This window comes from Nonomuraea muscovyensis, assembly GCF_014207745.1.
In the GTDB taxonomy this organism is placed as follows: Bacteria; Actinomycetota; Actinomycetes; order Streptosporangiales; family Streptosporangiaceae; genus Nonomuraea; species Nonomuraea muscovyensis.
This window is the reverse complement of sequence record NZ_JACHJB010000003.1, coordinates 1070083-1083408: the sequence shown is the minus strand read 5'-3', so window position 1 is coordinate 1083408 and position 13326 is coordinate 1070083. Positions and strand designations below refer to the sequence as shown.

The window sequence follows — 13326 nt, the reverse complement described above, 5'->3', positions numbered from 1 at the left end:
CCTCCTCCAGCCACCAAATCGGCGGCCTTGCACTGAGCTGGTATCCGCATCATCACACAGGCACGCCTAGTCGCAAGGTTGGATTGCGCTCGACAAGGCGAACTGTGACGGGACTGTCAACGGGGCTTCCCCTTTGAATGCGGACACCGATTTCAGGCGGCAGATCTCAGGTTATCTGCCGTTTTCTCGTAGGCGATCGGGCTGAGATGGCCGAGTCGGGAATGCCGCCGGACCGTGTTGTAGCGGGTGATCCAGCGGGACACGGCCAGGCGGGCGGTGCGGGCGTCGGGCCAGCGGGGCGCGCCCTGCAGCGTCTCCCGCTTGAGGGTCGCGTTGAACGACTCCGCCAGCGCGTTGTCGGCGCTGGTGCCGACCGCGCCGCGCGAGCGGGTGACGCCGAGCCGGCGACAGGCCCGCGCGAACTCCCGCGAGCAGTATTGCGCCCCGTTGTCACTGTGAAACACCGCGCCGTTCAGGCGGCCGCCCTGGGTATGCGCCGCGGCCTGCAGCGCGTCGACGACGAGCTCGGTGCGCATGTGATCGGCGATCGACCAGCCCGCCAGTCGGCGCGAGCACAAATCCACGACCATGGCCAGGTAGAGGAACCAACCGTCACCCACGGGCAGGTAGTGATGTCGCCGGCATAGCGGGTGTTCGGGAGTTCGGCGGTGAAGTCGCGCTGGATCAGGTCCGGCACCGGCGCCGCGTCCGGCTCCGGAATCGTGGTGCGGACCTTCTTACGCAGCCGCAGCCGCAGCCCGGCGATGCCGTGCTCGCGCATCACTCGCTCCACCCGCTTGTGGTTGACCACGATTCCGGCCGCGCGCAGCTCGCCGTCATCCGGGGCGAGCCGTAGGTGCCGTCATGCTCGGCATGGATCCGCCGTACCTGCTCGGCCGACTGCTCATCGGCCTGGTGGCGGGCCAGCCGCGCCGCGGCGCCCTTCAGCCATCGGTAGAAGCCCGAGCGTGACACCTGCAGCACCCGGCACAACCGCTTCACCCCGTAGAGCGCCTTGTGATCCTCAACGGACTGGAAGCGGTTCACCAGTTCGTCTCGCCCGCGAAAAGTTTGGCCGCCTTACGCAGGATGTCCCGCTCTTGCTCCAGCTCCCGGATCCGCGCCTTGAGCTGCTTGTTCTCCTCTTCCAGCACGTCACCCGAAGGTACGTGCCCGACCGACGCGCCCTGACCGGCAGCGGCACCGCCGGCCGCACCTTGCCTGCCCTCACTCCGAGCCCGCGCGGTCCGCACCCACACCCGTAGCGTCTCGCGGCTGACTCCCAGATCCCGCGCGATCGACGTGATCGTCCGGTCCGGCCTCGACAGCACCAACGCCACCGCGTCGGCCTTGAACTCGGGCGGGTAGTTCTTCATCACCATCAGGGACATCTCTTCCCCTGGACCTCAAGATCCGGTCTCCAAGGCGTCCACGTTCAAGGGGGAACGCCCCGACTACCGCGACCTGATCGTGGCCACCCACCACACGCTGGGCACGCCCCTGCTCTGGTGCTGGGACAACCTCAACGTGCATCTGATCGCCTAGCTGACCACGTTCGCCGAGGCCAACGCCGACTGGCTGCGCATCTACCAGATGCCTGCCTACGCCCCTGAACTGAACCCCGACGAGGGCGTCTGGTCGTTGCTCAAGCGGGCCATGGGCAACTTCGTCGTCGCCAACCTGCCAGGGCTCGTCCGGATCATCAAGCGCAAGCTCAGAAGATCCAGTACCGGCCGCACCTGATCGACGGCTGCCTGGCCCCAGGCCGGCCTCACGATCGAACATCCCTTGAAAACATGACCGGCTCTACGAATTCAACCTGTGTGGCACCGGAGACGAGATGTCAATCACACAGTCGGCGGTAACAGCGGACCCTTTATCGGCCCTCCTGATTCTTTCGCTGCCACTCATCAACTAAACAGCACACCCCTCCTATCACCCATACCATTCCTGCTAGCGGCACGAGATAGTAGCCGATCTGAACCGCGCCAGGATCATCGCTTTCTATGAGGTAGAAGGAAGCGAGCGCCACAAGTACACCAAGACCCCACAGAACGTAGAACGCGAACCGCAATCTGCTCATTGGATACACCTATTAAGCGTCTGGATGCGCAGCCCAGAAGTCGCAGACATTGCTGGGCCTGTAATTATATGCAATGCACCTAAAGTTCACACCGTAACCATTACTCTCGTTCATTGCGTGGCTGAGATCTGCGGCCATAAACCCTGCCGTCGAAAGCGTTGCAGCACAAACGATACCTGCCGCCGTCGGCGCCGCCCTTCATCGAGGCTCGATCGCATCTCGAATGCCGTTGAGCATGTCGTCTGTCGTCGCGGCGCTCTTGAGCGCCGCCCTTCATCGAAGCGAGTACGGCATCAGCCGCGAGTCGGTACGCAAGGCCAGTCGCGTCGCTCTCCAGCGTCGCCCTTCATCGAGGACGGCATCGAGCAGTGGTCCGTCACCATGAACCAGTACGCCAGTCGCGGCCCTCTCCCACGTCGCTCTTCATTGAGGTAGTGCGGCATGCGGGGAAAGCACAGGTGGCATGGCGCCGCCTCGCCGTTCGAGGCTTGGTCAGAAGCTCTATCCTGGCCCACACTTGGCCCACAACCCGCGAGCTTCAAAGAGAACGGGCGGGACTCCGTGAGACTGGAGACCCGCCCGTTCTTACGTCGTTCGCCCTGGTCAGCGGCCGGAACCGCTGACCAAGATCGTGTGCCCCCTGTAGTGTGCTGGTTCAGGACATAGGAAACCCATGTCGCAGGACATAGGAAACTTCAACAGAGTGTGTCTCGGGACATAGGCAACTGCCGCGGTCAACAGCGTGGGCGGTGTGTCCAAGGCCAGAGTTGTCATCACCGCCGTTGTCGTCGAGGGCCGCTCCCAGGCGGAGGTCGCCCGCGCCTACGGGGTGTCGAAGGGCTGGGTGTCCAAGCTCGTCGCGCGCTACCGGTCCGAGGGCGAGGCGGCGTTCGAGCCCCGATCACGACGACCGCACATCTCACCGAGCGCGATCGACGCCGACACTGTCGAGCTGATCGTCCGGCTCCGCAAGGAACTCGCCGAGCAGGGACTGGACGCCGGCCCGGACACGATCGCCTGGCACCTTGCCCACCATCACGGGCGGACGGTGTCGCGGGCCACGATCAGCCGCTACCTCACTCGCCGCGGCCTGGTCGTGCCCGAGCCCAAGAAGCGGCCCCGCTCGTCCTACATCCGCTTCCAGGCAGCGCTGCCGAACGAGACCTGGCAGGCCGACTTCACCCACTACCGGTTGGCCGACGGCACCGACACCGAGATCCTGTCCTGGCTGGACGACCACTCCCGCTACGCCCTGTCGGTGACCGCGCACGCCCGCGTCACCGGCCCGATCGTGCGCGACACCTTCCGCACCGCTGTCGCCGGCCACGGCGTGCCCGCCTCCACACTGACCGATAACGGGATGGTCTTCACCACCCGGCTGGCCGGTGGTCGCGGCGGCCGCAACGCCCTCGAACACGAGCTACGCCGCCTGCACGTGCGGCAGAAGAACTCCACCCCCCACCACCCCACCACCTGCGGCAAGGTCGAACGCTTCCAGCAGACGATGAAGAACTGGCTACGCGCTCAGCCCGGCCAGCCGGCCACCCTGGCCGACCTGCAAGCGCTGCTCGACCGCTTCTGCGACGCCTACAACCACCACCGCCCGCACCGGTCCCTGCCACACCGCGCCACCCCGGCAGCCGTCTACGCCGCCTCGCCCAAGGCCCTGCCCGACGGCAGCCGCGACGCCGACACCCACGCCCGCGTCCGCCACGACCGCATCGACCCCTCCGGTGTGGTCACCCTGCGCATGAACAGCCGGCTGCACCACATCGGCATCGGACGAACCCACGCCCGAACCCACGTCATCCTCCTGATCGACGACCTGCACGTCCGCGTCGCCAACGCCGTCACCGGAGAACTCCTGCGCGAGCTGATCCTCGACCCCACCCGCGACTACCAACGCCAGGCAAACCCCAACAAGACGAAACCCCCGAACCCGTAGGTTCGAGGGTTTCCGATGTCCTGAGACATCACAGTGTGCCCCCTGTAGGATTCGAACCTACGCACCCGGCTCCGGAGGGGGTTGCAGAACACGTCCATCCGATGCCTTTGACCTGGGCGGATACACGCGAAGTCCGACCTTGATAACGCGCCGGTCCACGACAGGTCCACGATTGACCTCAAAGCCAGGGCTCAAGGGTTCTCGGCTGGGGTTGGCCAAAGCGAACGACATGATCGACGCGCGGGACCGCCTGATCCCGCCCGACCAGCTTCTGCAGGTGGCGGCTCTGCTCAACGTGCTGCGCATGGACGACGCGATGGCCTGCCAGGACGCTCCGCCGGAGACGGACTCCGCCGCCGCTTCGCCTACCTGGTCGGTACGCCGACGGGCACACCAACCGGTGTATCAGGCCCCGGCCGACAGGTGGAAAGGCGTCGACCTGTCGGCCGGGCCGGCGGAGACGGTGGCGCTGGTCATGCTCGGCCGGTACGTCTAGCACCTGGCCGTGCACCGCGACGACTACTGGCTGCGGCTGGTGGACGCGGTCCCACGAGGAGCGCTTCGGCGGTGTCGCCGAGCGGGTCACCGATTGGGTTGCTGGTGTCGGCGGGCGGCCAGGTCGACGACGCGGCGCCCGGCGGCCACGATCTCGGCGGTGCGGGCGTACGCACGGTTAGTGAGCTGCTTGTCCGTCCACGGTGCGCGCGGTCGGCCCGACGGGGTGACGCCTTCGCGCGCGCGGCCGCGGCGGTGGCGAGGTGGTCGCGGACCATGCCGGACAAGGTGAGAGCGGCGTCAACGGCCATCAGACGAGCGGCGTCCAGTCCGGCCGGGATCTCGGCCATGCTGAGCAGTTCGGTGACGCTGCCCCCAGCTCGGATGACCTCGGCGACCGGTTAGGCTGCCCGGCCGGCGGACTCCTCGCCGAGCAGGCCGAGACGGTACAGCACTCCTTGCCGGCCGAGCTGCAGGTGACGACGAGGCCGTAAACCAACAGCTGCAGGACGAGCAGGGTGCGACGCTCGACTTCCGGCAGGTCGGGGGTCAGCCGCCACAGTGTCGCCAGCGGCACCGAACTGCCAAGGGACGTCGCGGACGCTGATGCGTCAGCCCAGAGATCATTCGGTAATTCCAATTACCGATATGGAGCGGATGAACAATGCATCGGTTCTACTTATGTGGACGTTACGTGCATATCGTGCCATCCATGGTGATCTTTCTCATATTGCCGACGTAGGAGTAACACCTAAAGATCAAGACCGACAATCCAACTCACTGGGATTGAAGGTGTTTGTGAACGAGTTAGATAGCTCAACGGGTTCCAGACGGAACCCCAGACGAGGGCTCGCGACAGCAACGGTGCTAACGGTGACAGCATCGCTACTGGTCGTGGGCTCCGTCACCGAGGCCGCGGCCAATCCTGACCCGGGGGCCGCCAACAACCTTCCGGCCCCCACGGTGACGACCTTCCCGCGTCCAAAAGATCCAGACGCGCCACTGCGGGCCGCAGTCGCAGAGGCAAGAAAGCAGAACAAGCCGGTCGCAGTGGAGGCCGCATATACGGAGACCTCCCGTACATGGGCGTATCCGGACGGGCATCTGGGCACCGAATCTTACGGTGGTCCAACTCAACTGAAGCAGGGCGACGGCTCGTGGGCTTGGATCGATCCAACCCTCGTCGATCAGAACGGAGTGCTGCGGCCCAAGCTGGCCAAAGCGGACGTGCGCGTGTCGGCGGGCGGCTCCGGCCCGTTCGCGACCATAAACCTGGACAAGGAACGTTCGTTCGGGCTGTCGTGGCCAACGGCGTTGCCTCGCCCGCAGATCAAGGGCAACGTGGCCACCTATGTGGGCGCCGCAGGACCGTCGGCGGACCTCGTCGTGACAGCGCTCCCGACCGGATTCCGGCACGACGTGGTCCTGCGCGAACGCCCGAAGGGTCCGGTCGAGTTCCGCATCCCGGTGGTCACTGACAACCTCAAGTTGAGCCTGACCAAGAAGGACGGGCTGAAGCTGACCGACGGCAAGGGCAAGACTGTGCTGTCGGCGCCGACACCGCTGATGTGGGACGCGGCGGCCGCCACTCCATCCGCTGGTCAGCCGGGCCGCCAGGCGGCGGTCGAGACGAAGGTGGAGGCTAAGGACGACGGCGCCGGTGTGCTGGTGCTCAAACCGGACGCCAAGTGGCTGGCAGATCCGGCCACCAAGTACCCGGTCACCGTGGATCCCACCACCACCCTGGGAGTGACTCAGGAAGTCGGAATCCGCTCACCCCGCAACCAGAGCTCTCCTGGATCGGTCGGCCGATACACCACGAGCTCATGCTCGGGTCCAGGCTGTACGCCCGTCTACACCGAGGTGTTCAGCCGGGCGCTGATGGCGTTCGACACCTCCTCAATCGCGAACCGCCAGGTGGTCCAGGCCACCATGCAGTTGCAGTTGCGCAGCGACGTCACCACGTGCAGCGAGTTCCAAGGAATCGCCGCGCTGCGCATCACTCAGGCGTGGGTAGCCGACAGTACGTTCTGGGGTAACCAACCGGCCACCACGGCAGAGGAACGCTCCACGGTCAGCCCCTGTACGCTGCCCAAGACGACCGGGTCGGTGTGGAGCTGGGATCTGACCACGATGACCCGGCTGTGGGCCACCGGCACCCCCAACCACGGGCTGATGCTGCAGCTCACCCAGGAATCGCCCATACCTGCGAACTTCGCCGAGAGCTTCTCCTTCTGGGCGCAGCTGTGGGGACAGAATGTCCCCAAGCTCAGCGTCGACTGGGTCCTGCCGCCGGAGATCCCCACCGTCACCGCGGAGTCCATCGACTCCATGGACGGCAACGACGCGATCGCCCGCAGCACCAACGTCAAGGTGACCTACAAGTCCAGCGTTCCTGAGGCGAAACCGCTGGACTACACCGTCACCGTCAACGACTCCACCATGCCCCCGCCGGCGACCGAACTACCCGCGGGCGAGAACGCCTACTGGAAGCTGGACGAGACCTCCGGTGCCACCGCCGCCGACTCCTCAGGCAAGAACAAGCCCGCCACCCTGACCGGCGCCTACACCCGCATTCCGGGGCAGCTCGGCCAGGCAGTGACGTTCACGGGCGGCCATGCCGCCACCAGCAGCCCAGTCATCAACACCGACGACAGCTTCACCGCTACCACCTGGGTCCGGCTGAACAGCAGCACCATCGAGCAAACCGTCATGTCCCAGATGGGCGTCAACCAGCCCGGCTTCACCGTGGCTTACAACACGTCCGACGCTGCCGAATACGATCAGCGCTGGATCCTGTCCATGATCAGGGACGACGTCACCGGCAGCATCCACGAGACCGTGGTCCAGTCCGAGGACCTGGCCAAGATCGGCGAATGGACGCACCTGGCCGCGCAGTACGACAAGACCGCCGGCAAGATCCGCCTTTACGTGGACGGAGTACTGTCCTCCGAACGCGACCACACGGTGGGCTGGAACGCCCAAGGCGCGTTTGAGATCGGCCGCGCTCGTGTCCTCGCTGACAACCTCAACGGATCTGTGGACGACGTCCACGTCTATCAGCGGGCACTGACCGCAAACGAAATCCGCACCCTGGTCGGCGTTCCCGGTACCACAACCCACAACAACATCCCCTCCGGCCAAGTGCTCGACAAGCTCTTCGCCCTCGACAACCCGGCCAGCTTCAAGTTCGTTGTCAAGGCCTGCCGTTCCGGGGTCACCCCGCCCTCCTGCAATGAAAGCCCGGCCTACCGAATCACCAGCGACGCCCCCATGCTGCCGACCGACACCGAAACCGGCACGGCCGAACCCATGCAGCCGATCCTGTCGGGCGTGGTCAACCGGCCTTCTGGGGGACCAGTCCTGGCAAAGTACTACCTGTACGACAACACGGGGGCACCGGTCGGATCTGCGCCCATCGGCACCCGCACCGTCAGTGGTGGCGTCCGGGCCTCCTTCCAGGTCCCGGCGAACACGGTCCAACCAGGCACTACCTATAAGTGGCAGATGACGGCCTGCGCCGCCCTCCCCTCATCCACCGAGACCGGATCTGTATCCGTCAGCGCGGTCAACGAGGTGTGTACGTCCAAGACCACACCCATCAGTTTCAGCACCCCTGGCACTCCCCCGCCGCCAGATCCTGTTGGCACTGTCCGCCAGGTCATACTCAGCCGGGACAGCTTCGTTGTCAAAACAGCTAAAGCGGATCCCGCAGCCTGCGATGGCGCAGCGTGTACGTTGGCTGACAGTTCAGCTATCCAGGTTGGCGGTCAGGGTACCGACAGCCAACTCACTGCGCTGAAGATCAATGCGGGCGAGATTCCCAATGGGGCGATTCCTGTCGAGTCTCTGCTCGACTTGGGCTCTGCTACGTGTTCAGGCGGGGCGTGCCCAGCCGATGCGAAGGTGACAATCACCCGACTTGATTCACAAGTCGCAGCGGGGACCAAAACGACCGATCTGGTCGAAACTGCAAATGCAGACTCTAAGTACACGATAGATGCAGAACAACCCAAAGTGGATATTACGGGCGACGAGCAGACGTGGCTTCTGCTAAAATCGGACAGTGCTACACCCATTACCCTCGGAGAAAGCACGGCTCCGACCCAGCCCTCCCTCATGGTGACCTACGCACCGCCAGGCCCTCCGAGCAAGGTGCAGGACCTGCGCAGCCAAGCAGGCGATGGCGGCGCGGTAGCCACGTGGGCAGTGCCTGCGAGTAACGGGTCCATGTCACTTCTCGATGGGTACGATGTTGAAGCAGTCGATCCCAGCGGAAATGCGGTCCGCACATTACAGACCACGGAGCCCTCGGCCACAATAACTGGGCTGACCAACGGCACCGCGTATACGATTCGTGTTGCAGCCCGCACAAGTTTCGGTCGCGGTGATTGGGAATCAACCGCAGTGACACCCAAAGCCGTTGTAGTTCCCCCGACATCTAACTGCACGGCGCCGACGAGGCAGAATCTTACGGTAACGATCGAAGAGTATTACTACCGTCAGGCCGGCGTTGTAGACGGGAGCTACCCTAACGTCTGGGCCAGCACCTACAGCTCCAATATCTCTCCGAAGGACCGAACCGCCTCCGCCTCTGCACTCGATCCGCTCAACCCCGCTGCAGCTAAGCTTGCACTTACGAATCCAGCCGTGGTTGCCGAAAGCGAAGAGCTTAAGAGGAGTAAGACGAGGAGGGAGAACACAACGGTCTCTCTTACTAATGTTCTCCCATACAATGCGCCAGACGGCACAGTTACACTTCGGGGGACGCTGGAGCGCAGCTGGACCGATGTGCTAACGGACACAAATGGCGGAGAGTTCCCCAAGCCAACCACGATGACAGAGGAGTACGACTTCTCGTTCACCGATTGTGGAGCCGTACGCCATGTATCCGTGAGCCCAGAGATCGACACGAGCGGCATGGATTGGATTCTCGACGGATCCGAGGACGAGGCTAACGGGAATGCCGGCGGGAGTCGCGGTCCAGACGGCAACGTAGTCAGTGGCGCAACGCATAAATGCGCTAATTACGTCTGCCGATTCGACAGTCACGGTTCTATTTCACCTACATCCGGTATGAAGCTGACAGCAGGAGGCGTTCTTCGATACAGAGGGTATCGAAACTGGCTAGTCAACGGCCCGACCGAGATGCAGATCGAAGAGCTCCGAGGCTGGGCCATTGTCAGCTACACTTCAGGCTTCAAAAAGAATAAGAAGAATAAAGCTCTGATCAAAAACGCTACTATCAGGGCGAAGACGACCGCCGCCTTTATGTTCACGTCAGGCACTCTCTCGATAGACGCGAGCGGAGTGCCGGGAGGTGGGTTCTCCACCACCAAGGACACCGCCTCGTTCGAGATCTCAGGATCCGCGGGGACAGCAAAGGTGATGATTCCCCCACCGGATCGTATCCGCTCATTCCCAGCAACCTGCGATCTCCCGCTATGTTCATTCACTGCCATGAGGCATCTTGTAGAGGCTCAGGTCAATTTCAAAAAGGACGGATGGGATCTAGGTGACCCTCTAACCATTCGGTCACCGTGGGGTCATGCCACTACCAAGGAAATCTAGCAGCCAGTAGGCACGTAACGCACGGTGGGGGTCGCTCAACACGAGCGGCCCCCAACCATCGTCCAGAAAGAAGGTAAAGATGCCCGACGCAGTACGGATCGCCAGGACAAACATATGGGCGCAAGTCGGAATACACATTCTTAGCTTTGCGCTATATTTCACGATCATCGCAACAGAGATCGATGACTTGTGGGTGCGCTACATCATCCCACTCTCGGCTTTCACCGTCTTACCGATCGCGCTGCTTGCCCTACTTGCATGGCGGTTCTCGTCACCAAGCCAAGCGATCTGGATTAGCACTTTTATCGTTGAAGGCATCGTTGGCATATGGTCACTATTACTCGTCGCCACCAAGAACGTCGCAGCGATACTTGACCTTCTGCTTGCAGTCCTAGTTATATACAATCTTTCGCGTCGCGCCTCTCGGAATTGGTTTCGCCATCGGAGCGTATCGGGTGGCTCGCATACATGATTGCGCCCATCAGCTTCGACGCCTTCGAAATTTGGGATTCGGTTAGCCGATCCGAATCACATAGACCTCTTTTCATCGGCGAGCGCAGCAATGCGCTCTTGTGACAGAAATCCGGCACAACGAGAGCAGCCGCTCATGATCATGTCTGTGCGACGAAGACAAGATGGGATCGGGTGTGACCTGTACTTTGCCGCCCAACTCACTGATCACTAGCCTCCCAGCGGAGAATGCCGTCGTGGTGGGCGCTCACTTCACCGCAGCGGTACGGAAGATGCGGCACATGGTCCGTGTCCGCATCGTGCACACCCGCAGTGAAGCCATCGTGGTGCTGGGTCACTTCACTGGAGCACAGGCTGCTGCTTGCCCCTTGATCGCATGGCTTGCCGAGGAGTTCCAGGTGGGCGGACGCTTACTCGCATGGGCGCCGTTCTGGGCGTGGTCTCTGGAACTCTTCGTTGGCGGGGAGGTTCGCCCTTGCCCTGGCAGCGAAGGACCCATCTTCCGCGACGACCATCAAGATGGCTTGGTCGACCTTCAGAGGTCTTGACCGGCCACGCCACTAGCTCACCCAGTTCGGCACTTGAGCTCGCGTCTCCGGGCACGCAATCATGGACGAGCTCGACAGGCGCTGAGCTACATGCCGAACGAGGTTACAGAGGAAGAGGCCATCTCAATCAGGCAGAAGTACCGCGGCGCCTGAACCACGCCGAGGCGCCCGGCTACCCCAACAACACGAATCACCGGCCGTGTGCCGCTACCGGCAAGGGGATGCCGAAGCTTCCCGCCCGGTCCCGGAGGAGCCAGGGGCGGAGGCCGACGCTAGGCACCATCCTCTGCAGATGACTTGTTGGTGCCGGAGACGCGCCCCATCCTGCCGCTGTAGACCAGCGCGAACCGGTCGGCCGGTACCACGATGTTGGCTGTCTCCACCGGCGTCTCCCCTGAGTAGTACGTGCGCTGGATCGTCACCACGATCGCGCCGGGCGCGTGTCGTAGCCGTTCGCATTCTTCTGTCGTCCCAGGCCGTGCCCCGACTTCTTCCACCCAGTCGTCAATGGGCATGCCGATGCTCAACATGCGCTCAGCCACGCCGCGGCCAGCCAGCATGCCGTCCTCAGGTAGCACGATCGGCGTCCCGCGCGTGAGCCACAGCGGTTCCCAGCTGGTCGAGAGCATGACCGGCTCCCCATCCGCCGAGAAGACATAGTGAGTCCGAACCGCATCTTCCTCATCGCCCGCAGGCTCCCCAAGGCTCAGACGGTCGCGGATCTCCGCTGGCGCCGTGAGCGACTCTGACTCGTAGGCCCAACTGGCCTCGCGGCCCTGGCGGTCCATGTCCTGCATGAAGGGCGAGCCGTACGGCGTCGCTCTGTACCACGCACGGATGAGGCGTTGCGGCTCGCGAGGGAGTCGAACGAACGTTCCGGCCCCGGATCGTGCGACGGCGAGACCTTCGGAGATGAGCACCTTCAGCGCCTCGGCCGCGGTGGAGCGTGAGATGCCGAGATCGGCCGCGAGCCCCGGTACGGAGGGCAGGCGATCTCCTTCCCGCAGCTCTCCTGACCTGATGCGTTCGCGCAGTTGGTCGGCGACTCGCAGGTACAAGTGGCGCTCGTCTTCTCGGTTCACGCGGGTAGCTTGACAGCCTTACCGGGAAGCTTCAAGCTTATCGGGACGCAGCTAAACCTACCCGAGAAGGTTAGCGCTTGATGTATCGGCAGTCCCTACCGCCCATCCCGGACAGCATCGAAAGCGCGGCCGTTTGGGCGCGTGGCATCGCTCAGGCTGAACGACCGGATCTCGCAAGCGACGCCGAGCGGGTGACCCGTGCCCTGATGTCCGCTGCTATCCGACGGACCAAACGTGGCGAACTCATCTACACGCGAATCGATGTGGCGCACGACAGCCTGCGCATCGAGGTTCACGATCCGGGCGGTTGCGACCACGCCGGCGGCTTCGAGACCGCCGAACTGTCCAGCGTCACGACGTCCTTCGGCGCTTCCGGCGATCACAGTGGGCATCGGACGTGGGTCATCCTGCGTGAACGCCGGGAGGCGCGTCATGACCTCGGGTAGTGACCATCAGAGCAGGGCGGGGCAGGAGCTGGGCGTAGGCGCCGGAGGATCAACCGCGTACGCCCTGCTCGATGACCTGCGGGGCGCGTTCAGACGGTTCTACGTCTGGCGCGACGCTCAAGGTGGCTGGCGCGCGAGACCACTGCCGAAGCCCACCATCGAGGAGATCGCCTTCGGCATCAGGCAAGAGCTGACGGCCGAAACGCCGCTGGAACTCGCCTTCGTGTGCACGCGGCAGCGCAGCCGCCGCAATGTCCATCGCTACCTGCAGGAGTACGCCTTCGAAAGGCCGTGTCGTGGCTCCTGATGCGTCCGGCCCGACGTGGGAGCCGTATGCAAGGCCCACACGAGATCGCATTCGGATCACCCAGACCTCATGCTGCGGTGCATACGAGTGGGCCTGCCAGGGAGGGCAGTTCCTCGTCCTTCGGGCCAAAGACCCTGAAGGCTTCGAGGAGACCGGTAGAGGGCTCTATAGGCAGGCACGTCTGGTCTGGGAAGCCCTCATCGCCGAGCATGAGAACGAACATCGGCGCAAGCACATGAGCCGCGTCACCGCCGAGCCCAGGAGCCGCCACCGGAGAGCATGCAGCGAGCCGGCGGCGTAGTCGGGCCTATCCGGCTTGCGGCAGGATCACTGCGTCCGTTCATGTAGACCGACGGTGCCGACAGACAAGCGCCGTCC

At 63.7% G+C, this 13326-nt stretch carries 7 protein-coding genes and 1 pseudogene; 6 read left to right on the top strand and 2 right to left on the bottom strand.

Translation table 11 applies throughout. From position 1 onward, the window contains the following. Positions 1-152 precede the first annotated feature (152 nt). Positions 153-1382 (bottom strand): annotated as a pseudogene (locus tag FHU36_RS36705) (IS3 family transposase). Between the two features lie 163 nt (positions 1383-1545). On the opposite strand from FHU36_RS36705, the gene FHU36_RS43890 reads away from it, so the two are divergent. The 4 genes from FHU36_RS43890 to FHU36_RS36685 all read left to right on the top strand — a co-directional run bounded on the left by FHU36_RS43890 (position 1546) and on the right by FHU36_RS36685 (position 10094). Continuing rightward, a complete protein-coding gene (locus tag FHU36_RS43890; protein WP_281394567.1) occupies positions 1546-1743 on the top strand; it encodes a transposase in 198 nt (65 codons plus the stop codon). Positions 1744-2834: 1091 nt separating this feature from the next. After that, positions 2835-4028 carry an IS481 family transposase gene (locus FHU36_RS36695; protein ID WP_185088631.1) on the top strand — a complete coding sequence of 398 codons (1194 nt, stop codon included), beginning with the start codon at positions 2835-2837 and terminating at the stop codon, positions 4026-4028. A gap of 229 nt (positions 4029-4257) precedes the next feature. Continuing rightward, a complete protein-coding gene (locus FHU36_RS36690) occupies positions 4258-4524 on the top strand; it encodes a hypothetical protein (RefSeq protein WP_185088630.1) in 267 nt (88 codons plus the stop codon). Positions 4525-5171: 647 nt separating this feature from the next. Beyond that, the gene (locus FHU36_RS36685) at positions 5172-10094 is read left to right on the top strand and encodes a LamG-like jellyroll fold domain-containing protein (protein WP_185088629.1); all 4923 of its coding nucleotides are present in this window, start codon (positions 5172-5174) and stop codon (positions 10092-10094) included. 1291 nt (positions 10095-11385) lie between these two features. Here FHU36_RS36685 and FHU36_RS36680 read toward each other — a convergent pair. Continuing rightward, the gene (locus tag FHU36_RS36680) at positions 11386-12195 is read right to left on the bottom strand and encodes a GntR family transcriptional regulator (RefSeq protein WP_185088628.1); all 810 of its coding nucleotides are present in this window, start codon (positions 12193-12195) and stop codon (positions 11386-11388) included. A gap of 77 nt (positions 12196-12272) precedes the next feature. Between FHU36_RS36680 and FHU36_RS36675 the strand changes: the two genes are divergently transcribed. After that, positions 12273-12641, top strand: a complete 369-nt coding sequence (locus FHU36_RS36675) for a hypothetical protein (RefSeq protein WP_185088627.1) — start codon at positions 12273-12275, stop codon at positions 12639-12641. Beyond that, positions 12628-12948 carry a hypothetical protein gene (locus FHU36_RS36670; protein ID WP_185088626.1) on the top strand — a complete coding sequence of 107 codons (321 nt, stop codon included), beginning with the start codon at positions 12628-12630 and terminating at the stop codon, positions 12946-12948. The genes FHU36_RS36675 and FHU36_RS36670 overlap by 14 nt, the downstream gene beginning before the upstream one ends. The last annotated feature ends 378 nt before the right edge of the window (positions 12949-13326 follow it).

What these genes read in the sequence shown, in the direction of transcription:
- FHU36_RS36685 (WP_185088629.1), top strand. Translation starts at nt 5,172, where the DNA reads ATGGAGCGGATGAACAATGCATCGGTTCTACTTATGTGGACGTTACGT.
- FHU36_RS36670 (WP_185088626.1), top strand. Translation starts at nt 12,628, where the DNA reads ATGACCTCGGGTAGTGACCATCAGAGCAGGGCGGGGCAGGAGCTGGGC.
- FHU36_RS36690 (WP_185088630.1), top strand. Translation starts at nt 4,258, where the DNA reads ATGATCGACGCGCGGGACCGCCTGATCCCGCCCGACCAGCTTCTGCAG.